Source organism: Streptomyces sp. NPDC025638, from assembly GCF_055558775.1.
Genome location: NZ_JBVHLX010000002.1, coordinates 666,915 through 693,118, shown reverse-complemented (window position 1 = coordinate 693,118; position 26,204 = coordinate 666,915). Strand labels below are relative to the sequence as shown.

20 protein-coding genes are annotated in these 26,204 nt (G+C 72.7%); 1 reads left to right on the top strand and 19 read right to left on the bottom strand.

Features of this window, described 5'->3' with window-relative positions; all coding sequences use genetic code 11:
* Positions 1-32: 32 nt before the first annotated feature.
* Genes ACZ4EG_RS07300 through ACZ4EG_RS07290 form a run of 3 tightly spaced genes read right to left on the bottom strand, consistent with a single transcriptional unit; the run spans position 33 to position 4,898 of the window.
* On the bottom strand, positions 33-1,547 hold the full coding sequence (locus ACZ4EG_RS07300) for a hypothetical protein (RefSeq protein ID WP_467789884.1): 1,515 nt from the start codon (positions 1,545-1,547) through the stop codon (positions 33-35).
* Between the two features lie 34 nt (positions 1,548-1,581).
* A complete protein-coding gene (locus tag ACZ4EG_RS07295; protein WP_467789883.1) occupies positions 1,582-3,144 on the bottom strand; it encodes a serine/threonine-protein kinase in 1,563 nt (520 codons plus the stop codon).
* A complete protein-coding gene (locus ACZ4EG_RS07290; protein WP_467789882.1) occupies positions 3,141-4,898 on the bottom strand; it encodes an FHA domain-containing protein in 1,758 nt (585 codons plus the stop codon). Before ACZ4EG_RS07290 ends, ACZ4EG_RS07295 begins: the two co-directional genes overlap by 4 nt.
* A gap of 83 nt (positions 4,899-4,981) precedes the next feature.
* Between ACZ4EG_RS07290 and ACZ4EG_RS07285 the strand changes: the two genes are divergently transcribed.
* On the top strand, positions 4,982-6,484 hold the full coding sequence (locus ACZ4EG_RS07285; protein ID WP_467789881.1) for a hypothetical protein: 1,503 nt from the start codon (positions 4,982-4,984) through the stop codon (positions 6,482-6,484).
* Positions 6,485-6,607: 123 nt separating this feature from the next.
* Here ACZ4EG_RS07285 and ACZ4EG_RS07280 read toward each other — a convergent pair whose 3' ends face one another.
* The 16 genes from ACZ4EG_RS07280 to ACZ4EG_RS07205 form a co-directional block, all read right to left on the bottom strand.
* Positions 6,608-7,477, bottom strand: coding sequence for a methylenetetrahydrofolate reductase (locus tag ACZ4EG_RS07280; protein WP_467789880.1), 870 nt, complete (start codon positions 7,475-7,477; stop codon positions 6,608-6,610).
* Between the two features lie 144 nt (positions 7,478-7,621).
* Complete coding sequence (locus ACZ4EG_RS07275) at positions 7,622-8,131, bottom strand: O-acetyl-ADP-ribose deacetylase (RefSeq protein ID WP_453556279.1); 510 nt, start codon at positions 8,129-8,131, stop codon at positions 7,622-7,624.
* A gap of 65 nt (positions 8,132-8,196) precedes the next feature.
* Entirely contained in the window at positions 8,197-9,609 is a 1,413-nt protein-coding gene (locus tag ACZ4EG_RS07270) for a phytoene desaturase family protein (RefSeq protein ID WP_390707104.1), read from the bottom strand.
* Between the two features lie 245 nt (positions 9,610-9,854).
* Positions 9,855-10,727 carry an inositol monophosphatase family protein gene (locus ACZ4EG_RS07265; protein ID WP_453556281.1) on the bottom strand — a complete coding sequence of 291 codons (873 nt, stop codon included), beginning with the start codon at positions 10,725-10,727 and terminating at the stop codon, positions 9,855-9,857.
* Between the two features lie 87 nt (positions 10,728-10,814).
* Positions 10,815-12,632: a gamma-glutamyltransferase family protein gene (locus tag ACZ4EG_RS07260; RefSeq protein WP_467789879.1), complete on the bottom strand. Its 1,818-nt coding sequence runs from the start codon at positions 12,630-12,632 to the stop codon at positions 10,815-10,817.
* 63 nt (positions 12,633-12,695) lie between these two features.
* Entirely contained in the window at positions 12,696-13,811 is a 1,116-nt protein-coding gene (locus ACZ4EG_RS07255) for an erythromycin esterase family protein (RefSeq protein ID WP_467789878.1), read from the bottom strand.
* Between the two features lie 180 nt (positions 13,812-13,991).
* Positions 13,992-14,987 (bottom strand): LLM class flavin-dependent oxidoreductase, encoded by a 996-nt coding sequence (locus ACZ4EG_RS07250; protein ID WP_467789877.1) that lies wholly within the window; start codon positions 14,985-14,987, stop codon positions 13,992-13,994.
* Positions 14,988-14,997: 10 nt separating this feature from the next.
* Positions 14,998-16,782: an ABC transporter ATP-binding protein gene (locus ACZ4EG_RS07245; protein WP_467789876.1), complete on the bottom strand. Its 1,785-nt coding sequence runs from the start codon at positions 16,780-16,782 to the stop codon at positions 14,998-15,000.
* On the bottom strand, positions 16,779-19,835 hold the full coding sequence (locus ACZ4EG_RS07240; protein WP_467789875.1) for a lantibiotic dehydratase: 3,057 nt from the start codon (positions 19,833-19,835) through the stop codon (positions 16,779-16,781). The genes ACZ4EG_RS07245 and ACZ4EG_RS07240 overlap by 4 nt, the downstream gene beginning before the upstream one ends.
* Positions 19,836-19,840: 5 nt before the next feature.
* Positions 19,841-21,178 (bottom strand): lanthionine synthetase C family protein, encoded by a 1,338-nt coding sequence (locus ACZ4EG_RS07235; RefSeq protein ID WP_467789874.1) that lies wholly within the window; start codon positions 21,176-21,178, stop codon positions 19,841-19,843.
* A gap of 135 nt (positions 21,179-21,313) precedes the next feature.
* Complete coding sequence (locus ACZ4EG_RS07230) at positions 21,314-21,499, bottom strand: FDLD family class I lanthipeptide (protein WP_363294652.1); 186 nt, start codon at positions 21,497-21,499, stop codon at positions 21,314-21,316.
* A gap of 69 nt (positions 21,500-21,568) precedes the next feature.
* Positions 21,569-21,877 (bottom strand): response regulator transcription factor, encoded by a 309-nt coding sequence (locus ACZ4EG_RS07225; RefSeq protein ID WP_453414828.1) that lies wholly within the window; start codon positions 21,875-21,877, stop codon positions 21,569-21,571.
* The gene (locus tag ACZ4EG_RS07220; RefSeq protein ID WP_467789873.1) at positions 21,874-23,685 is read right to left on the bottom strand and encodes an ABC transporter ATP-binding protein; all 1,812 of its coding nucleotides are present in this window, start codon (positions 23,683-23,685) and stop codon (positions 21,874-21,876) included. The genes ACZ4EG_RS07225 and ACZ4EG_RS07220 overlap by 4 nt, the downstream gene beginning before the upstream one ends.
* Entirely contained in the window at positions 23,663-24,121 is a 459-nt protein-coding gene (locus ACZ4EG_RS07215; RefSeq protein ID WP_453556305.1) for a lasso peptide biosynthesis B2 protein, read from the bottom strand. The genes ACZ4EG_RS07220 and ACZ4EG_RS07215 overlap by 23 nt, the downstream gene beginning before the upstream one ends.
* Complete coding sequence (locus ACZ4EG_RS07210) at positions 24,118-24,369, bottom strand: lasso peptide biosynthesis PqqD family chaperone (protein WP_453556308.1); 252 nt, start codon at positions 24,367-24,369, stop codon at positions 24,118-24,120. The genes ACZ4EG_RS07215 and ACZ4EG_RS07210 overlap by 4 nt, the downstream gene beginning before the upstream one ends.
* Before the next feature lie 31 nt (positions 24,370-24,400).
* Positions 24,401-26,131: an asparagine synthase-related protein gene (locus ACZ4EG_RS07205; RefSeq protein WP_467789872.1), complete on the bottom strand. Its 1,731-nt coding sequence runs from the start codon at positions 26,129-26,131 to the stop codon at positions 24,401-24,403.
* Positions 26,132-26,204 lie beyond the last annotated feature (73 nt).

Here is a 26,204-nt window from a genome sequence, read left to right as displayed (position 1 = left end):
CCAGGACAGCTGGTCGGGCCCGGCCGGAGCCGTCAGGAGCAGGCGTAGCTGAAGGTCGCCTGCGCCTCGACCGGCTTTCGCTGGTGCGCGATCCGCAGGCGGGCGGTGCCCCGGAAGCTGCCGGGGCCGCGGACCGTCCAGCGCAGGTGCACGGTGACCCTGGGGTCTCCGCGGTGGGCCATGTGCACCAGCTCGCCGGAGTCGTGGCCGTCGCTGCGCAGCCAGTGGTACGTCACCGGGCCGCCGCGGCCGTCGGTGGTCACGACGCCCACCAGATCGGCGGTCTGCCCGCAGTGCAACCGCCCGGCGGGCGCCTGGACTTCGACCGCCGTGACCGTCGGGGCGGGGCTCGGGCGCAGAAGCAGCCAGAGCAGGACCGCAGCGATCGTCAGGACGGCGGTCGTGGCGACCCAGCCCCGGCGTCTTCGGCGTTGGCGGCGGTCGGGGTCAGGGGGCACGAGCGGCGTGCCCCACTGCGCGCGGAGGGCGTCCTGGGCCTCGACGGGGATGCCGGGGCCGAAGCGCAGGAGGATCTCGCCGTCGTCCTCCGAGGGCGGAGGCGGTACGGCCGCCGGGGATTCGGCCGGGACGCGGTTGCGTCTGCCGAGGACGGTGGCCTGGTCGTCCGGGGCGGCGGTGGGGTGGGTGTGGTCCGGGACGGAGCGGGAGCGGGAGCGGGTGAGGATGGTCAGCTGATCGTCCGGCGTGGCACGGTCGTCCGCTTCGGGTGTTACGGGCTTGGAGGCGGTGGGGGCGGGGTCGGAGTCGGCGCCCCCGCTGTCCGACCCGGTGCCCGCCGCCGACGGCGCCTCGGTGATCTCCGGTGCCGCCGCCACCGCCGCGCGCAGTGCCGTACGGCGCAGGAAGTCGGCCGGAAGCGCCGCTCGCCCGGCGACCAGTGCCGCCCGGGCCGCCGCAAGGCCCTCGGCAGCGGCCGTGGTGGAGCAGTGTACGAACAGGGCCGCGGCGGGCGTACCGCCGGGAGCCCAGGCCTCGCCAAGAGTGCGGCACAGCCCGGCCCAGGCCGCGATGTCGGCCTCGCGGCGCGCGCGGTCCGGGGCGTCACCCAGCACCGCGCCCAGTGCGGCCCCGGCGAGCAGGGCGACACCGTCGGGGGCGAGGACGACGGTGTCCGTGTCCAGGGCCCCGTGGGCGAGGCCGGCGGCGTGGAGTGCGAGCAGGGTCTGCGCGGTCTCGTTCAGGACGCTGGCCGCGCTCCCCGCGTCGAGGTCCGGTCCGCCGCCGGCCAGCAGGTCCGCGAGCGTGGGAGCCGGTGGCCGGGCGGTGATCAGCCAGACCTCCCCGGCCTCCGCGACGAGGTCGACCGTGCCGAGCACCCCGGGCAGCCGGAGCCGGGCCACGGCGAGCACCGCGGACGCCAGCCGCTCGCGTGTGCCCTCCGGGGCGAGCAGGGCGCGGTCGATGCGCAGCGCGCCGAGCGGGGGCTCGCCGGACTTGGCCGGGAGCAGCGCGTGCCAGGTGCCGTGGCGGGCGTCGCGCGACCAGCCCGACGGGGTGCGCCCGGCGACGGTGGTGGCTGTCGTCATGTCGGTCCGTTCTCGTTCTCGCTCGGTACGGCGCTCAGCACGGCGGTGCGTCCAGGGAAGCCGTCTGCGGTCCGTTCGCGGCCGCCGGAGTGCTGGTGAGCGTGACCATCCAGGTTCCCCGGCACGGGTGGTTGGAGAAGTCGGCCACGAAGGTCACGGGGTAGTGCGTGCTGCCGGACAGCTTCTGGGTCTGGTTGCCGTAGGGATCGGCGGGCGTGTCCACGTAGTAGTCGGCCGTGACGGTCACGGGCCCGGTGCCGGTCGTGTCGACGGTGACGTCGGCGACCAGCGTGCCGGGGGTCTGCCCCCGCTGCCAGGAGCCGATGGTGATCGTGATCGTGCCGGGGGTGGGTGTGGCCGGGCTCGCGGTGGTCGGCTTGGGGGACTCCGTCGGCGGGGCAGTGCTCGCGGCGGGGGTGAGTGAGGCCGTCGGGCCGTCCGAAGGGGTTGCGGTCGGGGTGGTGTCGGCCGTGGGGGAGGCACCGGTCGGGGACGTGGAGGGTGAAGTATCCGGCAGCGAACGGGAGTTGACATCCGACGGCACCGAACTGGCCACCGTCGTCGACGTGTCGTGCGGGCGGGCCGCCACGGATGTCAGCCCGCCCGCGACGACCGCCAGCGCGGCCGCTCCGGCGGCGGCCTTCCAGCCGCTGCGTCTCAATCGGCCGAGCAGCGTCAGCGCCCGGGCCGGAGCGTCGAGGGCCGCCGTCGCGGTGAACGGGAACAACAGGGCGAGCAGCGCGGTGAGTTCGGCGAGCCTGCGGCGTCCGCGCTCCTCCCAGTCGGCGCCGTACCCCTCGACGGCGGACCGCTCCAGGTCGGCGAGGAAGTCCTCGATGCCCGGCCGCTCCGCCGGGTCCTTGGCCATCCCCCGGCGCAGCAGCCCGCGTACGGGCGCGGGTACGTCGTCCAGGGGGACGGGAGCCCTGAGGTGCTGCAGGCGCAGGGCGGTCACGTCGTCGCCGGTGAACGGGCGGCGCCCGGTCAGGCACTCGTGGAACACCGCCGCCGCGGCGTACACGTCGCCCGCCGGTCCGGCAGGTTCGCCCTGCCACTGTTCGGGTGCCATGTAGGCGGGCGTGCCGGCGGCCTCGGTCTCGCGTCCGGTGCGTACGGCGATGCCGAAGTCGGCGAGCGCGCTGGTGCCGTCGGCGCGGACCAGCACGTTCTCCGGCTTGTAGTCGCGGTGGACCACCCCGGCCGTGTGGGCCGCGCCGAGCCCCAGCAGCGAGCCCTTGAGCAGCACCAGGGCGGCCTCGGGGCCGGTCGCCCCGTGCCGGCGCAGCAGTTGGCGGAGGCTGACGCCGTCCACCGCCTCCATCACGATGGCGGCACCGCCGCGCGCCTCGACGTACTCGTACAGCCGCACGACGCACGGGTGCCGCAACTCGCCCAGCAGCCGGGCCTCCGCACGGAAGCGGGCGAGGAACTCGCGGTCGCCGCGCAGGCGTTCACCGAGGTACTTGATCGCTACGGGTACCCCGGTCGCGGTGTGCCGGGCCAGTACGACCCGTCCACCGGCGCCCTCGCCGAGCGTACGCACGCCTTCGTAGCCGGGAACGGCCCACTGGCCGGGTCTGCCGGTGTCCTCGGTCATGCCGTTCCCTCCACGGCCGCGCCCACTGCCGCAGCCGGTGCTGCGTCCCGCGCAGCACGTCGGCGCCGCACCCGGCGGGCCAGCCACCGCACCGGCGCGGACCACACCGGGAAGGCCACCAGGGCCACCACGACGGCCTCGATGACCGTGGTCCAGGGCTGGGACAGCCATCCGTCCAGCAGGTCGCCGATCCGGGAGCGCCAGGCCAGCAGGGCGAGGACCAGGAAGCCGTACGTCCCGACGACGACCGCGAGGCCGTACGCGGCCATGCCCGCCTGCCGCGGGCCTGGCCTGCTGCCCGCGCGCAGGTCCTGCCAGAGGCCCTTGCGGAAGTACGCGCTCGCCTCCTCGCGCAGGCGCGGCACGCGCAGTGCGTCGGTCAGGGCCTGGTAACCGTCCAGCGGCATCAGGGGGTTGAAGTTGTAGAGCGTGTTCAGATAGAGCCCGAAGGCCAGTTGGAAGAGGACGGCCGAGGCCGGTCCGGCGGGCAGGAAGGCCGCGCCCGCCGCGCACCAGCCGGCCAGTGCCGCCGTCGACAGCGGTCCGGACAGCGCAACGACGACCCGCGACCGGCGGGTGCCGAACCACATGTCGCTGGTGTCCACGAACGCGAACGGCATGCCCATCATGAGCAGGAACCCGCCGCGCCGGACCTTGCGACCGTACGACTTCACGGCAAGGGCGTGCGTCAACTCGTGCACGACGAGGGCGGAGATGTATCCGGCGGCGAGCAGCACCGGGCCCCAGACGCCCGCTCCGCCGAAGTCCAGCAGGTGCTGCCTGCCCTGGGCGACGAAGAACGCGGCGAGGCCGCCGACCACCGACAGCCAGACCAGCGTCACGCCGGTCCGGGTGAAGAACCGCCAGCCGAAGGCGTGGTAGACGCGGGTGACGGACTTGTCGAGGCCGGGGACCGAGATCTCCAGCTTCAGCAGCGCCCGGTACACGGCGTGTGCGACGCGCCGCCAGCCCTTCCGCTCCGCCTCCTCGGGGCGGCCGGGCAGGCCGCGCAGCAGTCCCGCGTTCGCGAACGCCGCGAGCGCCGCCTCGATGCGCGGCAGGGCCAGCTCGCCGAAGCGCTCGGCGTAGGCGAACAGCAGGTCCCGTACGGTGTTCTCGCCGTCGACGGCGTGCCAGAGGAAGACCTCGCGCTCGTCCAGCTCCAGGTACACGCCGGTGCGGGTGTTGTTCAGCACCCAGCGGGGTTCGCCGCGATCGGTGGGCACCTGCTTGAGCGCCCAGCCGGAGCGGCGGCGGGGGCGTGCGGTGAGCGGGCCGTTCGCCTCCGGCGCCGCCTCCTGTACGGCGGTGGGGAGTTGGGTGAGCTGGGTGCCGACGACCTGGGTGCGCTGGCCGATGTGGGCCTCGCGGGGCTGCTCGAACAGCAGGCGTACGTCGCCGACGGACAGCTCGGTGCCGTCGGCGAGGTGGGCCGCGCCGCCGTGCAGATCGACGCCGGCCACGGCCGTGCCGTTGAACGAGTCCAGGTCCTCGACCCGGAAGCCCGACTCGGTACGGACGATCCGGGCGTGGCTGCGGGACACGCTGGCGTCGGACAGGACGACGTCGTTGTCCGCGCCCCGGCCCAGCGTGGTGACCGGGCCGGTGAGCGGGACGAGCAGGGTGGGGTCGTCGAGGCCGCGCAGATGCGGCGCGGCGTACGACGTCGGTGCCGCACCGCGGCGGAGGGTGCCGCAGTGCAGGCAGTACGGGAAGTCGCGTCGCACATGGACGCGGCAGGCGTGGCAGAGCATGCGTCGGCTCAGCCCGCGCCGGATCCGCTGATGAACGTTCCGTCGGAGAAGCCGCCGTCCGTGTCGGGCGCGGAGGGCGACAGGTGTGTGGCGACGTCGCCGATGCGGGAGGCACCGGGGAGGTTCACACCGCCGCGCACGGTCTCGGAGCCACCGCCTATGGTTTCCCGGCCACGGCCGCCGTTCTCGCCACCGCCGCCTTCGCCACCGCCGGAGGGACGGTCGCCGTTCTCTCCGCTGCCGCCGCCCTCGCCGCCGCCACCACCTGCGCCGCCGCCCTCGCCACCGCTGTCACCGCCACCATGGCCGCCGCCACCGGAGGGACGGTCGCCGTTCTCACCACTGCCACCGCCGCCTTCGCCTCCGCCGGAACCGCCGGAACCGCCGCCGCCGTCCTCGCCGCCACCGCCGCCTTCACCGCCACCGTGGCCGCCGCCACCGGAGGGACGGTCGCCGTTCTCTCCACTGCCGCCGCCCTCGCCGCCACCGCCACCACCTGCGCCGCCGCCCTCGCCACCGCTGTCACCGCCACCATGGCCGCCACCGCCGGAGGGACGGTCGCCGTTCTCACCGCTGCCACCGCCCTCACCGCCACCGCCGCCACCACCTGCGCCGCCGCCCTCGCCACCACCGCCGCCGCCGTGGCCGTCGCCCTCGTCACGGTCGAAGATGCCGCCGTGGCCGAAGTGACCGGCGTCGCCGCCGCCCTCACCGCCGAAGCCGCCGCCGTGACCGCCGAGGTCCCCGAATCCGCCCGATCCGCCGAGGTCGCCTCCAGAGCCGAACCCTCCGTCACCGAACCCGCCGGGGCCGACTCCACCGTCACCGAAGCCGCCTTCGCCCAACCCTCCGGGACCTGCGCCACCGTCACCGAACCCGCCGTCACCGAACCCGCCGAGACCGCCGTCGGCACCACCTTCACCGAACCCGCCGAAGCCACCCGGCCCCCCGGCATCACCTCCGCCGAAGCCGCCCTCGGCACCGCCGGCATGTCCACCGAGCCCGCCGAACCCACCGAGATCCGACCCGTCCTCGTTCCCGAACCCGCCGAAGTCACCGGCCTGCCCGAACTCACCGAATCCACCGCCCCCTTCGGTCGGCGATCCGTGGACCAGTCCCCCGCCGAGCAGGCTCTGCGCGCCGGTGGCCGACGCGTCGAAGCCACCTGCGGCGGCCTCCTGGCCATGGTCGACCGGAACGTCCGGAACATCCGAAACGTCATGGTGGGCCAGCGCATGTGCCGCGCTGCCGAAGAACAGGGACGACTTGGACAGCCGCTGGTCGAGTGCGGCCGGTCCCCCGTCGGTGCCGGACTCGACACGGAGCGAGCGGAGCTCCGTGACCTGGGCGGGTGTCAGGCCGAGTCTTCGGGCCACCTCATCGGTGTCGCCGTCGAGTTCGGCTCTGAAGGCCGGGTCGACGGCCAGGCGGGTCATGGCGTCGCGAAAGGCGTTGTCGGTCATGTCCTCGGTCTCCGTGGATCTGGATGCGTTGATGCCGATCCCGGCGGAGCTGAGGATCCCCCCTGGCCGGCGGCAACCGCCATTTCCGGCCATCCCCACCGATGCCTGCAGGGACGGTTATAAGGGGCATGACATGAACCGCGCAAGCCCAAGAGCAGGGCACACCGGGTACATATGCCTCTGGAAGGAACCGCCGCGCTCGTGGGTCACCGATCGGATACAGACGGCACCCGAGCGGGCCTCGCGTCAGGCTTCCTGCCGGAACCGGGCGATCCACTCCGACGTCGCCCGCAGCCCGCCGAACGTGTAGAAGTGCACCTTCAGATCGCCGTGGCGCCGGACGTCGTACTCCCGGGCCAGCGTGCGCAGGAAACGGTCGGGTCCCGTCGTACCCACGAGGTTGGTCAGCGAGAAGCCGTACTTCCGCGCGATGGAGGCGCTGGTGCCGACGCCGAAGCGGGTGGCGTAGCCCATGAGACGGCGCACTCCGGCGGGTCCGGGGACGCCGATGCGGATCGGCAGGTCGACACCGCGCTCGCGCACCCGCTCCACCCAGGTGAGCACCCGGTCCACGTCGAAACCAAACTGGGTGATGACGTCGCCCGCGAGCCGCTGGGACCCGAGGACCGTGCTCTTGTCCGTCAGCGCCGACCACAGCGCGTGGTCGGCGATGGCGGGGTGGCCCTCCGGGTAGCCACTGATGCCTACGTGCCGGACGCCGTGGCGCTGGAGGAGTCCGGTGCGGATGACGGTGAGGGCGTCCTCGTACGGTCCCTCGGGGCGGGCGGGGTCGCCGCCGACGACGAACACGTTGTCGGCGGCGCCGTCGGCCCGGAGCCCGGCGAGGAAATGTTCCAGGTCCGCCCGCGAGCCGAGGCGCCGGGCGGATATGTGCGGGACGGGGACGAAGCCGAGGCGTTTGACCGCGCGGGCGGCGTCGAGGCGCATCGCGAGGTTCTCGTTGCCGAGGAAGGTGACGTTGATGCGGGTGCCGCGGGGGATGGTGGCGCCGGCCTCCTCCAGTGCGGGGATGTCCTTGCCGGTCATCTCCAGGGAGAAGTCCTGCAGCAGCGCGGTGATCGGCGCCACCGGCGGGGCCGTGGGACCCGGGTTCATCGTGCTCCTTCGTCTCGGGCCGTCCCGGGCGTCGTGCCGGTACGGTCGAGCACGAATCCGGGGTCCTGTGGCCCCGCCGATGATGTCACGCGCGTCGCCGACGGCACGGGGGAGGGTGCTTCCGCTGCCCGCCGTCCGCCGTGGTCAGCCGAGTCGGGCCGCGAACACCTCGTACGCACGGTCGTCGAAGAGGACGAACCGCGCCTCCTCGACGACTGTCGATGTGCCCCGCACTGCTTCCACCGCGATGCGAGCCGCATCGTCCATCGGCCACCGGTACACGCCGGTGGAGATCGCCGGGAACGCGACCGTCCGGGCACCCAGCTCGTCGGCTACGCGGAGCGACTCCCGGTAGCAGGAGGCCAGCAGCTCCGAGCGGTCCTCGGAGGACGACCAGACCGGGCCGACCGTGTGGATCACCCACCGCGCGTCCAGCTCCCCCGCGGTCGTGGCGACGGCCTGGCCCGTGGGCAGGCCCTTGCCGTAACGGGAGGCCCGCAGGGCCCGGCACTCCGCAAGGATCGCCGGTCCCCCGCGCCGGTGGATCGCGCCGTCCACGCCTCCGCCGCCGAGGAGCGAGGAGTTGGCCGCGTTGACGATCGCGTCGGCGGTCTGGCGGGTGATGTCGCCCCGGGCGAGCGTGATGGTGGTCATGGCTGCCTCTATACCAGCCGGGGCTCCGTGGGGCGCTCGCGCAGCACCGGGCCACGGCGGCCGGGTCACGGCTCCTGGCGCAGCCGCCGCCAGACGGCCTTCGCCGCGTTGTGGCCGGACATGCCGTGCACTCCGGGGCCCGGCGGGGTGGCCGAGGAGCAGATGAAGACCGCGGGGTGCGGGGTGTTGTAGGGGAACAGGGACAGCTTGGGGCGCAGCAGGATCTGGAGGCCCGAGACCGCGCCTGAGCCGATGTCGCCGCCGACGTAGTTGGCGTTGCGGGCGGCCAGTTCGGGCGGACCGGCGGTGGCCCGCGCGAGGACGCGGTCGCGGAAGCCGGGGGCGAAGCGCTCCAGTTGGCGCTCCATGGCGTCCGTGAGGTCGCCGGTCCAGGCGCTGGGCACATGGCCGTACGCCCAGAAGACGTGCTTGCCCTCCGGGGCGCGGGTGGGATCGACGACACCGGGCTGCACGGTGATCATGAACGGCCGCTCGGGTGCGCGGCCCTGGCGGGACACGGCGCGCAGGGCGGTGCCGATCTCCGCGCTGTCGGCGCCGATCTGCACCGTCGTGGCCACCCGTGCCTCCGGGGCGGTCCAGGGCACCGGGCCGTCCAGGGCGTAGTCGACCTTGAAGACGCCGGGGCCGTAGCGGTAGCCCTCGTAGTGGTTGCCGAAGCCGGCGATGCGGGCCAGGGCGGTGGGCGAGGTGTCGAAGACGTAGGCGCGGGCGGGCGGCAGGTCGTCCAGCCGTTTGACCTCGTAGTCGGTGTGCACGCTGCCGCCGAGGTCCTTGAGGTAGGCGGCGAGGGCGTCGGAGATCGACTGGGAGCCGCCGCGGGCCACGGGCCAGCCGCGGGCGTGCGCGGCCAGTGCGAAGACCAGTCCGATGGCGCCGGTGGCGAAGCCGCTGAGCGGAGCCATGACATGCGCGACCAGACCGGCGAACAGGGTCCTGGCCCGCTCGTCGTGGAAGCGGCGCATCAGCCAGGTGGAGGGCGGCAGGCCGGTCAGGCCGAAGCGGGCGAGGGTGACCGGGTCGCGCGGGAGCGCGGTGAGCGGCAGCGACATGAAGTCCTGCACCAGGGTGTCCCACTTGGTGAGGAACGGCGCGACCAGTCTGCGGTACGCCCCCGCGTCGCGCGGTCCGAAGGAGGCGGCCGTCCGTGCCACGGAGCGGGCGAGCACCGCGGCCGTGCCGTCCGGGAACGGGTGTGCCATGGGCAGCTCGGCGTGCAGCCACTCCAGGCCGTACCGGTCGAGGGGCATCGCGCGGAACGCGGGCGAGTTGATGCCGAGGGGGTGGGCGGCGGAGCAGGGGTCGTGGCGGAAGCCGGGGAGGGTGAGTTCTTCGGTGCGGGAGCCTCCGCCGACGGTGTCGCGGGCCTCGAACAGGGCGACGGAGAATCCGCGGCGGGCGAGCTCGACGGCAGCCGTCAGTCCGTTCGGCCCCGCTCCCACCACGACCGCATCGAACATCGACGGCACCTTCGGACTCCTTCGTCAGCCGACGGCCACTCGGGATCAGGATATGCCGGGGGACCGACGGCCCAGGGGGCGCGGGTGGGCTCGGCGGGGCGCCCCGGGGGCGCATCCGGGCGGGCCCCGGAAGCGGAATCGGGGTGCGTGCGGGGTGGACCGCGCAGCGTGCGGGACGGCCGTGGGCGGGTGCGTGAAGCGGAATCCGGCGGTACGGGTGCCCTCGCGCCGCGGGGAGCCGCGGCTCAGCCGGCGCCCCGCAGCAGTTCCACCACCCGGTGGGCCGTGGCCGCGTCCCGGGCCGCCGTGAACGGGAGGACGTTGCCGCCGGTGATGCGGAACGGCTCTCCGGTGCGGGTGAGGTGGGTGCCGCCGGCCTCCTCGACGAGGAGCAGGCCCGCCGCATGGTCCCAGGCGGCCTCCCAGCTGAAGCCGGTGGCGTCCAGCTCGCCCTTGGCGACGGCGAGATACTCCAGCCCGGCGGAACCGCAGGCGCGTGGCGCGACGCCCTCGGTCCACAGGCCGAGCAGGGCGCGCTTCTGCTCGTCCGTCGTGTAGTCCGGGTGGGAGGTGGCTATCTCCAGGTCCCGCCCCGGTGTGGGCTCGCCCGCGATGAGCCGTTGTCCGTCGAGGAAGGCGCCGTGGCCCCGGACGGCCGTGGCCAGCTGGTCGTGGGCCGGCGCGTAGGTCCAGGAGGCGAGCAGGACGCCCCGGTGGGCGAGCGCGACCAGCGTGCAGAAGCCGGGGTCACCGTGCACGAACTGCCGGGTGCCGTCGACCGGGTCGACGATCCAGACCGGCGCGTCGCCCCGTATCGCCTCGTACGTCGCCGGGTTGGCGTGCACGGCCTCCTCGCCGACCACGACGGAGCCGGGCAGGAGGGCGCCGAGCGCCGCGGTGAGGTACTCCTCGGCGAGCCGGTCGGCGTCCGTCACCAGGTCGTGCGGTCCGCTCTTCTGGTCGATCTCGTGCTCGGCGAGCCGGCGGAAGCGGGGCAGGATCTCGGTCGCGGCGGCCTTGCGCACCGCCTCTTCCACATCGGCGGAGTGGCGGGCGAGGAACTCTCCCACAAGGGCTTCGTCCAGGGGGGACCCCCAGGTTTCGGTGTCTCCGATCATGCCCTCCATGAGAGCACGCGCCTCTGACAATCCCCACCCGCCCAGTGAACGTGAGATGGAATCCGGACGAACAGCGGGGGCCGATGATCAGCGGCCCACCGCGTATCCCTGCATGCCCCGCGGATTGGCGGCCGCCGAGAGGATGCCGGTCTCCGGGTCACGCGCCACCGCGCACAGCCGGCCCTCGGACCAGCCGTCGGCGACCGTGACGTCGTGGCCGCGCCGTCTGAGTTCGTCGACGACCTCCGGGGCCGTGCGGGACTCTACGGTCACGCTCCCCGGCTGCCGTCCGCGCGGGTAGAAGGAGCCGGGGAAGCTGTCGTTGTGCCAGTTCGGGGCGTCGATCGCGCCCTGGAGGTCGAGCCCGCCGCGGACGGGGGCGCGCAGGGCGACGGCCAGGAAGAAGTGCAGCTGCCACTGGTCCTGCTGGTCGCCGCCGGGCGTGCCGAACGCCAGAACCGGGATCCCGTCGCGCAGCGCGATCGACGGGGTGAGGGTGGTGCGGGGACGGCGGCCGGGGGTGAGGGAGTTGGGCAGGCCCTCCTCCAGCCAGGTCATCTGGAGCCGGGTGCCGAGCGGGAAGCCGAGTTCGGGCACGACCGGGTTGGACTGCAGCCAGCCGCCGCTGGGGGTGGCGGCGATCATGTTCCCCCAGCGGTCGACGACGTCGAGGTGGCAGGTGTCGCCGCGGGTGCCGCCGTCGGCGGCCGCCACCTCGGGCTCGGCCGGCACGCTCGCGAGGGTCGGCTCCCCGACGCCCATCGGGTCGAAGCCGGGCCTGCCGGCGGCCGCCACGCGCGCGTGCTCGCTCAGCCGGGGCTTGCGCCCGCCCGGGCTGCCGGGGCGCAGCTCGTACGAGGCCTTGTCGCCGACGAGCGCCCGCCGCCCGGCGTTGTAGGCGTCCGACAGCAGCTCACCGAGCGGTACCTCGGCCGCGTCCCCGTACCAGGCCTCCCGGTCGGCCATGGCGAGCTTGCAGCCCTCGATGAGCAGGTGCACATAGGCGGCCGAGCCGTACGGGGGCAGCTCGGGAGGGAGCAGCGCGAGCTGCTGGAGGAGGGCCGGGCCCTGGCTCCAGGGGCCGGCCTTGCAGAGGGTCCAGCCGTTCCAGTCGTACGTCGCGGGGCTCTCGTAGGCCGCGGACCAGTCGGCGAGGTCGGTGGCGGTGAGCGTGCCGGTGTGCCGCTCGCCGCTGGTGTCCAGGGTGGGCCGCGCGGCCTGCCGTACCAGTGCCTCGGCGATGAAGCCGGAGCGCCACACCTCCCGCGCGGCGTCGATCCGCGCCTCCCGGTCGCCCGCTGCCTCGGTCTCGGCGAGCAGCCGCTTCCAGGTGGCGGCGAGGGCGGGGTTGCGGAACAGCTCGCCGGGCCGGGGTGCCGTTCCGCCGGGCAGGTACACCTGGGCCGACGAGGTCCACTCCGTCTCGAAGAGCCCCCGCACGCTCTCGACGGTCGCGCCGACGTTCTCCACGGGCGCGTGCCCGTGCTCGGCGTACCCGATGGCGTACTTCAGGACGTCGGCGAGGGACTTGGTGCCGTGGTCGCGCAGCAGGAGCAGCCAGGCGTCGAACGCGCCCGGCACGGCCGCGGCCAGCGGGCCCGTGCCGGGGACGAGGTCCAGGCCGAGTCCCCGGTAGTGCGCGACCGTCGCCCCCGCCGGTGCCACGCCCTGCCCGCACAGCACCCGCACCTCACCGCCGGCCGGGGCGAGCAGGATCGGCACCTCGCCGGCGGGCCCGTTGAGATGCGGCTCGACGACGTGCAGCACGAACGCGCCCGCGACCGCGGCGTCATAGGCGTTGCCGCCGTCCTCCAGCACCGCCATCGCCGACTGCGAGGCCAGCCAGTGGGTGGAGGACACCATGCCGAAGGTGCCCTGGAGGGTGGGCCGGGTGGTGAACCGCATCTCTCACCTCACTGGTCGCCGAACGCGCGCCACCGGTCGCGACCGCGCGTCGGTCCCATCGTCTCAGCGCAGCGGAGTCGAAGGTGTCGAGCGGGCCACGTACGCCAGCCCGTCGTACTCCCGGGCGAGCACCGTCGGAGCCAGGTGGAAGCGGTACGTCACGCGCGGCACCGAGGCGCCGAAGGACCGTACGAACCGGCGGTCCTCCAGCCACTCGGCGACGGCGGGCCGGGCCCGGCCGCCGCGCAGGTCGACGAGGTGATCCTCCGGTGTGACCGAGGCGAGCCGGCCCTCGACCGACCGCGGGCCCGCCGATGCGATGGTGTGCTTCCTGGGCGTGCGCGTCGCGGAGTTCCCGGGGCGGGCGCGGAAGGCGCCCTCCCCGAAGAGCAGCCCGAGGGCGTAGTAGCGCTCTCCGTAGTGGCTTCGGAGGTGCTGTCCCATCGCGGGTACGTCTCCCGCGTAACAGTCGGTCATGACATGGCCGTTGTGGGCCCATACGGCCACCTTGCCGGGCGACCGCTCCTCCAGGGCGATCACTTCCTGTGCCATGTACCGGTCCCGGACCGCCAGTGCGCCCGGTTCCTCGCCGTCGCCGCGCAGCGGCCGCGAGGCCACGTCGGCCGCCGCCACGATCCTGCGTGCGTGGGCCAGCGCGTCGTCGACCGTTTCGGCTCCGGCGCGTGCCGCGAGTCCGGCCCTGCCCTCTTCGAGGAAGCGTACGAGTTCACGCGCCTCGGCGAGGATCTGCTGCCTCTGGACGGTGAGGGATCCCGGCTTGGCGTCGGCCAGCGTGCCGAGGAGGCCGCCGCCGAGGTCCGCCCGTTCCGGCGCCAGTGTGCGCAGCGCGGCGTCGAGGGCGGTCAGGGCGGTACCGCAGCGCTGGGGGTCGATGCCGGCGAAACGCACGGCGCGCTCGCGCGGAACGGTCCGGTTGTGCTCCCGCATCCACTCGACGACGTCGAGCATCTCCCGGGTCCGCCAGGTCCAGAAGCCGAGGCCCGCGAGTGCGTCGGCGGCGTCACCGGTGCCGTGCAGCACGTAGTCGTCGACGGCCCGCGCGGCCGAGGCGCTGGCCTCCATCGCCAGGGCGGTGCACGCCATTTCCTCGACGAGGAACCGCAGTAATCGATGCTTGAGCCGGAAGAATTCGGCGGTCCCGTGCGTCGCCTCACCCATTCCCAGAACTCGTACGTCGTTCAAGGTTTTTCGCAACGGCTCCAGGTCGCCGTGATCCGGTTCCGATGCCTCGGCGTGCAAGTCCCGCAACGGCAGAGCATTCTCCTTCAGCCACCGTTGCACTTCCTCGGTCATCGTTCATTCCTTTCGCGTCACCTCTCGGCAAGGTGAGCCTAGCCCTCACACGATCAAGTCCGGCTGCGCGAGGCGGATTTCGGCCGAGATTTCGGCGAGGTCCTCGACGGCGGCATTCCAGCCGTGCGCAAGACCGACACCCGCCGAGTTGAGGACCACCTCGTCCACGCCGGCCCGGGCGTATTCGCCCAATGCGGCCGCCACTTCCCGCGGAGTTCCGTAGACGAATGTTCCCGAGTCGACCAGGGCGCGCGCGTTGAGATAGGGCTGTGACGGGTGCACCCGCAGCCCCGCGCGTTTCAGCATGTCGGTGTAGTGCGGTGCGCCGAGGTGCGCACGGGCGGCCGTGAAGGCGAGTTGGCGCGGATCGCGCCCACTGCGGGCGACGGCGACGTGCACGACGGTGACCAGCCGCGGCACGGGGCGGCCCGCCGCTCGGGCGCCGCGGTGCAGGGCGGGCACGAGGTCACGCGCGAGGTACGCGGGCGGTGTCATCCAGCTGATCGCCGCGTCGGCCAGCTCACCCGCCACCCGGGCGAGCGCCGGGCGCAGAACTCCCAGGCCGATCTCCACACCGGGATGACCGAGATCGGGCAGTCCGGATTGCGCGTCGCCGCCCCCGGATGCTTCTTCCCTCCACTCACCCTCCTCCCGCCGCTCACCGAGGAATCCGCGCAGTTGGCGGAGATAGTCGGCGCACGCGGCTCTCGGGCTCTCGTAGGGCTCACCGCGCAGACTCGCCACGAAGTCGGGTGATCCGGGCCCGATTCCGAGCGTCATCCGTCTGCCGGTCAGACGGGCGAGGGAGCGCGCGTGGGCCGCCGCCTCCATCGGATGGCGCAACGGCATCAGGGTCACGGACGTACCGACCGGGAACCGGAATCCCATGCCCGCGAGGTAGGCGAACAACTGATGGGATTCGATGGTGAGGGACTGGCCCTGCCACAGCCGTGCCAGGTCCCCTCCCGCGACGAGTTCCGCGAACGGAACCGCGTCCGTGGGGTCCTTGGGCATGACCGGGAAGATGACCGACGTTTCCATGAACTGGCCTTCACTGAGAGGCGGGTTCGCCGAGATATCCCGCTGCCTGCAGATTGAACAGATGGGCGTAGACGCCGTCGGCGCCGAGCAGGTCGTCGTGGGTGCCCTCCTCGATGACCCTGCCCCGGTCCAGGACCACGATCCGGTCGGCGATGCGTACCGTGGAGAAGCGGTGGGCGATGATCAGGGAGGTGGCCTCGCCCGCGATGTCGCGCAGCCGGCCGAAGATCTCGGTCTCGGCCTCGGCGTCGATCGCCGACGTGGGTTCGTCGAGCACGACCACGGGAGCCTTCCTCATGAAGGCCCGGCTCAGGGCCACCTTCTGCCACTGACCGCCCGACAGCTGCCGGCCCTCCTCGAAGTGCCTGCCGAGCATGGTGTCGTAGCGGTCGGGGAAGTCCGCCACGATGGTGTCGGCTCCGCCGGCCGTCGCGGCGGCCCGCATGCGCTCGTCGTCGTCCATCGCCTCGACCCGGCCGAAGCCGATGTTGTCGCGGACGGACATCTCGTAGCGGATGAAGTCCTGGAAGATGACGCCGATATGGCGCTGGAGGTCGTCGATGTCGTATTCCTCGATCGGTACGTCGTCGATCAGGATCCGGCCGCCCGTCGGCTCGTAGAGCCGGGTCAGCAGTTTGACGACGCTCGTCTTGCCCGCGCCGTTCTGGCCGACGAGCGCCACGCACTCCCCCGCCGGCAGCAGGAAGTCGACACCGTCCAGGACGAGCCGGTCGGTGCCGGGGTAGACGAAGCTGACATTGCGGAACTCGATGCCCTTGCGCAGCTTCGCCGGGAACGGCCGGGTTCCGCCGGAGATCCGGCGCTCCGGAAGGTCCAGGAACGCGAAGAGGTTGCCGAGGAAGAGCGTGTCCTTGTAGAGCGAGGCGATGCCCAGGAGCATGCCGTGTGCCGACGCCTGGATGGCTCCCATGGACTGCAGATAGCCGGCCAGCCGGCCCACCTGTCCGTCGTCCGCGGCCGAGGCGATGGCCCACAGCAGCGCGCCGGAGGAAGCGAGGACGCTCAGCGCGCCCAGCGCGCCGACGATGGCCGACTGGCTGCGCGCCAGCCGCCGGTCGACCCGGAAGAACTCCCGGGCCAGCCTCTGGTACCGCTCGACGAAGTGCGGTCCGAGCTGGAACAGGCGTACTTCCTTGAAGGAGTGATCCGTCGTGGTGAGGTACTGGTAGTAGTACATCCGCCGGCGATCGGCCGCGCGTCCGTACTCGACGGCGTACGCCTTGTGCGTGTAGATCATGTGGGCGACCACCGACGGGACCGGTGACACCAGGATGAACACGGCCACCCAGGGCGACCAGGCGAACAGCACGATGCTCACCGAGACCACGGTGACCAGCTCGCGGCTGACCGTGAGCAGCTCCGAGAACAGCTGGTAGATACGGCCTCCGCTGCTCTCCTGGAAGGCGCGCTGGAGGTTGTCGTACGACTCGGCGTTCTCGTACTGCTCCAGGTCGAGCCGGGTGCCCTTGACCATCACCTGCTCGCCGATCCTGGTGGTGAGTTCCAGGCGGAGCAGCGAGTCCAGGTACTGTCCCCACACGTCCAGCGCGTGTCCGGCGACGGCGATCAGTAGCAGGGCTACGCCGGCCCGCAGGGCCTGTCCCTGTGCGCCGTCGCTGCCGCCCGCGGCGTGCGCGACGGACTGCACCGCGCTCGCCGTCAGGGCGACCTGCACGCCCGGGATCGCGGCCGACAGGACCGAGACGACGGCGAACGCGGTGACCTTCCGGGCGCTCAGCTTCCAGAACAGCCGCAGCACACGGAGCCAGATCACTTGGCCTCCTCGGCGGCCAGCCGGCCGCGCAGGGCGCGCAGGGTGTGCCGCAGCAGCCCGTAGCAGCGCTCCTCCCGGGTCCGGTCGACCGGCAGCAGACGGTTGACCTGCATATGGGCGAGGCTGCCGAGGACATGGGGGAACGGCACCGCGAGACGCTCGCGTCCGACGGCCTCGCCGACCGCCGCGGCCGTGGCGCGGACGGCCGGTTCCTGGGGCGCGAGGGCCGCCGCGATCCACAGGCGGTGGTCCCGGCCGCTGTCATGGGTGAACCGGTCCCAGGGCAGCAGCAGTTCGCAGAGGTAGTCGCGTCGCTTGCGGAAGTCGTCGCGGGTGGTGCCGTCGTCGACGTGGCCGGGGAGGAGGTCCAGGCGGTCGGCGAGCGGGACGCCCCACTGGTGGAAGAGGGTGTCCACCGCGGCCATGGCCAGGTGCTCGTCGGTCAGCTCCGGCAACTCGACGCGTTCCGCGATCAGTTGGGCGGTGGCGTCGCTGTTCGCCTCGAAGAACCGCTCGACCGCGTCGAAGGTGTCGGGGCCGCCGTAGCGCAGGGTCTCGGGACAGTAGCTGTCCATGGCGAGGTCCTGGGCGAGTCCGCTGTCCACCACGCTCTTGCCCCAGGCGCCGAGCCGCCCGAGCGTCTCCGGCCGGTCGCTGCGCACCCGGATGCGCAACTGCGGGCGCGGATCGGCGTACCGGATGTAGAACCACCGGTCCATGGCGTCCTGGGCGCGCAGTTCCGCGACGAGTTCACGCAGCGGACCGGCGATGATCTCGTCGTGGCGTTCGAAGGCGGCGTACAGCTTGATGTACGACCACTCGCTGCCCGGCACGTAGCGCCGTGCCGGGATCTCCACCTGGAGTCCGGCCCCGCCGCGCCGGACGGTCTCGGGGCCGGCGGCCACGACGGGGACGACGATCTCCTCCGTGTACCGCCGCCCGGTGTCGTCGCTCAGCCAGTGGTGCGTGAAGTCCGGCAGCATCTCGTGGAGCAGTACGGCCGCACCGCCCTTGCGGCGGACCTCCTCGCGCAGTTCGGTGACGCAGCGGGGGTGGTCGAGGTCGAGCAGCAGCCGGTTGTCGTGCTCCACGAGGTACACATGGCGCGGTACGTGCCACCGGTCGCGCCATGCCGTGAGGTCCGCGAGGCCGCGGCCGTCCAGCCGCCACTCGGCGGGCCGGAGCACCACCTTGCCGCGGGTCACCCGGGGCAGGAACGCCGCGTGGGACACGGGGCCCCAGTGGAATCCGCCGGGCATGACACACCCGTCCTGCGAGGCCTCCAGCAGGAAGCGGGCGACGTTCGGGGCGGCCAGCGGGCTGAGCATGTGGTGCTGTGTCACGACGACCTCGCGGTCGAGCCGCCGCGACCACAGGTGGAACCGCCGGTCGTCGGCGCCGACCAGGATGTCGCCCAGGGGCAGCACGCGGTCGGCGGGCACCGACGGGCCGGTGTTGACGGGTATCTCGTATCCGCGCAGGCCCGGGTGTGCGGCGACGTTGCCCGCCCGGCCGTAGGTGGGGAGGTAGGCCAGTTCCGCGTGGACCACGTGCGGCTGGAGCTCCTCCTCCCGCCGGGCGAGGTCGCGCAGCCGGTCCACGAGGCGGTCGCCGAGCAGGTCGAAGAAGCGGCCGAAGGTGCGCCCGCCGTGGGCGAGGCCGTCGGCGCGGACGACGGCCCGCCACTCGCCCCGGTCGACGGCCTGCCGGTCGGCGGCCTCCAACTGCAGGTAGAGGTCCATCGTGGGCAGCAGCGGTCCCGGGGACGCCTCGGGGGCGAGGCGGTCGAGCCAGGAGTCGGTGAGTTCTGCTTCGAGGGACCGGTCGCGCCAGGCCCGCTGCACGAACTCGACGACGGCACGGTCGTAGTTGGAGGTGTCCTCGGGCTCGATGCCGCCGGTCGGCCCGGCCGTGCGGGGCGGCTCGGTGTAGGACTCCGGCGCGTCCAGGCCCTGGTCCGGGCTGAGGAGTTCCAGGACAGGGACGCGCACGCCCTGGCCGTACCGTTCGAGGAAGTCCTCCCGGTACCGCGTCAGGTGGGAGTTGCCGGGGCCGGTGGCCGCGCTCAGGCGCATCAGGACGTCCACCGTGTCGGCCGCGGCGTCGGCGACGGACCGGTTGAGCTCGTCCGACCGCAGGTCGATGGTGGAGTCGAGCTGGTAGGTCTGCCCCGTGTAGCCCGGTACGAGCTTTTCCTGGGCGGCGCGCAACTGCGCGAACGAGGCCGGGTCGTCCGCGTGCCGGACCAGCTCGACGACCTCGCGCAGCCGCTCGACCGTGTCGGCCGCCTGCGGGACTCCGGCGAGCCGGTCGAGCAGGTACTCCTCGGGCCTGGCCGACGTCTGGGGCGGACGCAGGTCACTGGTGAGGAAGTTGAGGTCCCACAGCCGCTGCACCAGGCTCTCCTTGGCCGCGGCGGACGCCTCGGGGAAGGCGGCCGACAGCGCGTCGATGATCTCCTGGTACGTCACGGGGGTCGTGGCGGTGTCCAGGACGGTGTGGACGGCGGGGGTCGCCCGCACGCGGACCGACGTGCGGTCGCTCCTGCCGTAGACGTCGGCGTGCGGCAGGACCATGCGGTCGCCGGAGACATGGGCCGTGGCGTTGCGGACGATCCCCAGCCCCCGCCAGATCTCCTGGTCGCTCTCGAACCGCTCGATGCAGGCGAGGATCCACGCCATGTCCGCGCGCACCCGGGCACCCCCGATGACGGGGCTCTCCAGCCGCGCGGTGGTGCGCCCGGAGAAGGTCCCGGCGGCCACGCCCGAGAACGCCCCGAAGGGGGTGGGCCGGGTGGACATCCTGGTGAGATAGCGCCACAGCCGCGAGTGCAGGCGCGCCACGCTCTTGGGGGACATCCGCTCCAGGTGGGCGAGCCCGTCCGCCAGGCCCTCGCTGGCGACGAAGACCGCCCGCCGGACCTCCGGGTCCTGGGCCAGCCGTAACAGGGCGTCGGAGGTCTGCTCCGGGTCGCTCATGAAGTCGAGGTAGGTCTGCACGGGCAGCGCGGGAGAGCGCAGCAGGTAGAAGTCGGCGGGTACGTACCGGGACATGCGCATCACCTTGCGAAGAAGGCCCGGAACCAGGCCGGACGGTCGTCGTTCAGGGCCGCGAGGATCGCGAGGGCCACGCCGGCGGCTCCGGTCAGCAGGCCCGGGTCGTCCACCAGGTGTCCGGGCAGCTCGTGATCGGCGAACACCGCCGGACGTGCCTCGTCGGCGTGGTCGAGCAGCCGGTCGAGCAGGACCGGTGTCCGGTCCCGCGCCAGGCGGCTCCAGGGTGCGAACGCGCGGCACATCATCAGCAGTCCGGCCTGTCCGTGACACAGGGTGGGCGACAGCGGCCCGGCCTGCTCCGCCCTGCGCAGGACGGCCTCGAACGCGGTGACCGCGGTGGTCAGCAGGTCGCTGTCACCGGTGGCGCGGGCGATGTCGAGCAGGGCCGAGGCGACACCCGCGGTGCCGTAGCACCAGGCGATCTGGTCGTGGCCGTGGCTCCGGGGCTGCTCTTCGCCGTGTTCGTCGACCGCCACGCCGTCGTGCCACAGCGGGCCGAACTGGTCGGCGGCCCGGTGCCTGAGGATCCAGGAGGTGAGGGTGGTCACGGCCGATTCGAGTCCCGGGTGCCGGTGGCCCGAGGCGAAGGCCGCCGCGAGCGCCGCCGCGACTCCGGGAACGCCGTGCGAGAAGCCCAGGTTGAGATACCCGTGGGGATATCTGGCGTGGTAGTCCCCGACGGGTGGGTAGACGTCGGGGACGAGCAGCCAGCGGCGCGGGGTGCGCTCCGTCTGTGCCGGTTCGCTCAGCCACACCAGATGGCCGAGGAGCCGGCGCACGGCCTCGCGGACTGCGGGGCTCGGGTCCTCGACCGTGGCGAGGTACGCGAGTACGCCGGCCGCGCCGCCGATCCAGTCGTAGTCGGCGTCGCTCAGGACGCGTTCGACGGCCGGGTAGTCGGTGTCGAGGACCTGGGCGGCGAGCTGCTCGTGCATGCGGTGCAGGCTCGGCAGGAAGCGTGGTTCGTCGGCGGCGCAGTCGGCCAGGGCCAGGGCAAGTCCACTGGTTCCGCCGAAGATCCCGGTATTCTCCAGAGGTACGACCCGGGTGCTGAGCACGGCTTCCCGGATGTGTGCGAAGGCGGTCTCCCGGTCGCCGAGCCCGGCGCGGGCGGCGTACAGGTGCAGCAGCGCGGTTCCGGCCTGACCGTGACTGAGGCTCGGCGGGTACCAGCCCACGGGGTGCACCGCCTGTTCCGCGGCGGTCAGGGCCAGTTCGGCCACCTGGTCGGTGGTCGAGGTCCGTTCGGCGACGAGACGGACCGCGCGGTGTGCGCGTTCGGTGCGTGAGTCGTCGTCGCCCCGAACCGGCCCGCCGGCCGTCTCCCGGTTCTCCAGCATGTCCATCCCTCGTGTCGCGGCCGTTCGGCGTCGCAGTGGAAACGGGTGTTGCCGTGCTGAGCCCACGGCAACACCCGTTGTCGAACGTGGGCCCGTTCAGAGCGTCGGGCCCGGCCCGTTCAGGGCTTCGTCACGTCAGGGCTTCTTCACGCAACCCGAGGTGCAGATGCTGGTGCAGACGCAGGTGCAGGTGCCTCGGCAGGTCACGCGCGTGCAGACCGAGCGCGTGAGAAGCGACGAGATGGACGCCGGTGCGCGGTCCACGCCGGCCGCGGACGGCGAGGTGACCCGGACATCCAGATCGAATTCGTTGCCGGCCATGTCATTTCCTTTCCGGTGATGAATTCCGCCCGAGGGCGGAATGACGCAGAAACGGCCTCTGCGTGATTCCTATTCTCCTCGCCGGCCGCACCGGCACATATTGTCGTCGGCGACAGTATTCCGAAAGACGTAGGACGCCAGACAGAGACTCAGACGCGAATGCAGTTCCAGCTTTTCGGTAATGGCCGACAGATGGGCGCGCACGGTCCGTTCGGTCAAATGGAGCCGGTTCGCCATGTCCTCGTTGGACAGCCCTTCCGCCATCATGACGAAGACCTCCGACTCCCGCGGAGTCAGCCGGTCCAGTCTCTGCAGGGCGGCGGTCCACTGGGGTTCGTGTCGACGGGCTTCGTGGAGGTCGCGGGCGGGTGAGGTCACAGCGCCGGCTCCTGCGCGGAGTTCTGCGCCGGCTCCTGCGCGGAGTTCTGCGCCGACTTCTGCGCGGACTTCTCCGACTGGATCAGATGGCTTTCGACCAACTGCCCGTACATACGGTCACGAACGAGGAGTTCTTCATGGGTGCCCACGGAGCTGACCCGGCCGCCGTCCATGACGGCGATCCGCGGCGCGGCACGGACCGTCGACAGCCGGTGGGCGATGACCAGCAGGGCACAGCGTTCGGACACCTTCAGCAGGGCTTCGGCGAGTTCGGCCTCGCTGATGGTGTCGAGGTGCGAGGTCGGCTCGTCGAGCACCAGCAGATCGGGCTCGGCGAGCAGGGCGCGGGCGATGGCCACGCGCTGGCGCTCGCCGCCCGACAGCCGCAGCCCGCGCTCCCCCACCTCGGTGTCGAGCCCGTCCGGCAGGCGCCGTACGAGCGGGCCGAGGTCGACGGTGTCGAGCACGTCGCGGACGGCGTCCTCGGACGCGTCCGGCGCGGCGTAGGTGAGGTTGTGGCGCAGTGATCCGTAGAGCAGCGGCGTGTGCTGTTCCACCAGCGCCACGTGCCGCCGGTAGGCCCGGTGTTCGAGTCGTCGGAGGTCGGTGCCCCGGAAGAGTACCGCTCCCTCGTCCGGGTCGTGGAAGCGCTCGATGAGGGAGGTCACGGTGGTCTTGCCCGCGCCGGATCTGCCCACCATGGCGAGGTAGCCGCGCTCCGGGATCTGCAGGGACACCCCGCTCAGGACCTGGCGGTCCCCGTACGCGAAGGAGACGTCCCGCAGTTGGAGCAGCGGGCCGGAGCCCGGGGCGGGGACCTCGCAGGGGTCCGGGGTGGTCTCCACGGGCAGCTTCAGGGTTTCCTGAATGCGTTTCAGGGATCCGAGGCCGCGCTGGATGAGGCTGATCGCGCTGAAGAGGCCGGCCAACGGCATGACCAGATAGGTCGCGTAGAGCAGGAAGGCGACCAGCTCGCTGATCGTCATGTCGCCGTTCGAGACCCGTACGGCGCCGATGAGCAGGACGAGCAGGAACGAGCCGTTGACCGCGACCTCCATCATCGGCGACACGAGGGAGCCGAGGCGCGCGGAGCGCACCCCGCTCGCGCAGGCGGCCTCCGCGTCCGCCCCGATGCGTTCGGCCTCGCGGAGTTCGGCTCCGCAGGCGCGTACGGTGCGGATGTTGCCCAGCGCCTGTTCGAGATCGGCCGTCATGGTGCCGACGTCCGTGAGGGACTGCTCGGTGGCCCCGCGGATGCCGGTCATGACACCGGCGACGACGATCGCCGCGGCGACGATCGTGGCGATGACGACGGCGAACATGACGGGGTCGATCCACAGCATCAGTCCCGCCGTTCCGACGGCGGTGAGCGCCACGGTGACGAGTTGGACGAAGCTGCCCGCCACCATGTCGCGCAGCACGGTGGTGTCCGTACCCACGCGAGAGAGCAGATCGCCGACCCGGTGGCGGTCGAAGGCGTCGATTCGGACGAGCAGCAGCCGGTTCGTCAGGTTCTTGCGCAGCCGCAGTACGACGCCCTCGCCGACCACGTCGAGCAGGAACTGGCCCACGCCCTCGATGCAGGCCTGGGCGGCGAACAGCCCCGCGAGCAGCAGGGCCGGGCCGAGCAGCGACTGCCCGGTCCCCACCCGGTCGATCAGCCGCATCGTCATCAGCGGCTGCAGCAGCCCGAGCGCGGTGCCGACGACCGTCAGCGTGAGCGCCCAGACGACGGTCGTCCGCCGCTGCAGGAGCAGCGCGAACAGGTCACGGATGCCGACGCGTTCATCCTCGGCCGTGCCGGCCATCGGTTGCCTCCCTCGTGTGGTGCGGTGCCACGCTGATCAACACCCGGAAATAGCCCTCGGGGGCGCCCTCGCCCACCATGCGTCCGTCGGCCTCCACCCAGGCGTGCGCGGCGAACGGCGGGGCGGTACGGACCCCGACGCACCAGGTCGGCCAGCTGCCCCGGGCGCGGCACAGCAGCGCGGTCGCGATCGACCGCTGCAGGCATCCCTCGCGTCCGGCGCACACCAGGCTGACGGTGGTCACCGCGTCCCGCGCGGCCGCCGCCTGCTCGAAGCCGGCCGGCCGGGCGCCACGGGCGAGCGCGGTCAGCAGCCGGCGGATGCGGTCCGGCGGGAGACGGGTGAGCGGCTTGGCGACCGCCACGGCCAGGCGCGCGGCGATCCGCGCCCGCCGGGGGACCTCGGACCGGGCGCGCAGTACGGTCTGGAAGCTCATCGGTCGACCAGCCTCGCCTCGACCAGCGCCGCGACGAGCGCCTCGGCGTCAGCACGCGCCCTTTCCGCGCCGACCTCAAACTCGGCGGTGAGCCGGGTGATCACCGCGTCGAGGTCGCCGCCCGACATCAGTTCGTCCAGCACCAGGCTGCCGGTGGGGTTGAGCTCCCAGTACTTTCCGCTGCGCCCGTCCAGCAGGATCTTTCCGTAGTCGGTCTCCACCAGTGACACGTCGGCTCTCAGCCGCATGAGTTCCCCCTTCGGATGGCGCTCATGGCGCTCAGGTGGTGCGCAGCCAGATCTCGCAGGCGAGCGTCGAGTCGAGGCCCGCGTACCGGAGTTCGGGCGAGGAAGGCTGCAGTGTGGTTCTGACGAGACGGTCCGCGTCGACCAGCCCCAGCCGGGCGAGACGGGAGTCGTGCCACAGCTCGGCGATCCGGGCGCGGTTCTCCCGCAGTCCGTTGGCCGCGTCGGTGGACGCCTCTCCCTTGGTCTCGCGTTCGAGTACGGCGGCCGGTACGACGCCGCGCAGCGCGGCCTTGAGCAGTGGCTTGTACCGCCAGGGCGACGACCGCTCCTCCGCCCGCACCGACCAGCACGCCTCGATGACACGGTCGTCGAAGAACGGGCTGGCCATGGGCAGTCCGCCGTGCTCGGCCACCTGGTGCAGGATGCGCGTCACCCGCGTTCCGTGGCGCAGGACGTTCAGCTCGTTGTGCCGGGCACGGGTCCTGCCCAGGGGAACGGCCGACTGCGCCGCCCGCCGCATCCTGTCGCGCACCGCGGCGACGGCGTCCGGTGTCGCCCAGCCGGGCATCCGGGGCGGGACGTCCCAGGCGAGGACGTCGGCGCTGTGCGGCGCCGCCCGTGCGGCGGTGAGCCGGTCGGCGCTGTCGGCCAGCCACTGCCCGTAGGGCCTGCGGTCGGCGATCACCGACAGGGCGTCCCGCAACGACCATCTGTTGTGCGCCCGGTAGCCGCGGAGGTGGCGCAGGGCACCGAGCGGGTCGGTGGTCAGCCGTTCGAGTACGTGCGCCGGGTGGCCCCACAGGACGTGGTCGCCGCCCATCCCGGTGAGATGCAGCGCGGAGCCGCGGGCCAGCATCTCGTCGTGGCCGGCGAGTTGCCGGGGCTGGTCGAGGATGGTCGGCGCCGGTTCGTCGACCGGCCCGGTGACCTCCAGCAGGCCGCTGTAGAACAGCGGGATGCGGTCGACGGGAAGCACGACGTGCTCCGCGTGGTCGAGGTCGGCCGCGGCCAGCTTCGCCCAGTGGAGGTCGTCGTCCCCCGGGTCGCGGCTGGACATGGTGAGGGCGACCGGGGCGGCCCCCGCGGCGGCGGCGAGGGCGCAGACGGCGGTGGAGTCGAGTCCTCCGGAGAGGTCGGAACTGATGGTGGCCGCAGCCCGCGTACGCACCCGGACCGCCGCGTCGAGTTCCGTCCGCAGCAGTGCCGCGCCCTCCTCCAGACCCAGCCGGGGCTCGGGGGGACTCCACCAGCGTGTGCGGGAGGCGCCGTCCGGGCCCGCGTCCAGCTGGAAGCCCGGGGGGACGGCGTGCACGCCCCGCCACAGCGGCATGTCCCCGAGCGGATGGGGGACGGAGTCCAGCAGGCGGACGGCGAGGAGTTCCTCGTCGAGGGGCGCGTCGAGCAGCCGGGCGACGACGTCCGCGCGGTTGCTCGCCACCGTGGTGCCCTCGGTGTCGCCGTGGAAGACGCGCCTCATCCCCGACGCGGTGCCCCGGACCCGCAACCGCCCGCCCGCCGCGACGACGAGATGGAACTCGCCGCGCAGCGAGCGTGCGACGCGGGCGGCGGACTCGATGTCGCGCTGTTCGGCGAGGCGTTGCGCGACCTCGTGCTCGTCGGCGGAACCGCACCCGATGAGCGCGATCCGCAGACCGTGCCGGGTGGTGGTGACGAACGCGGGGCCCCAGGAGCCGATCAGGAAGGGGCGACCGGAGGCATGGAGCACCCGCTTTTCCGCCGTGCTCTTCAGTCGTGTTTCCACATGCGAGGCCACGGCGAGGCCGGCTTCGCAATCAGGCAGTACCACAAACCAGCTTTCGCCGTGGCTCGACATC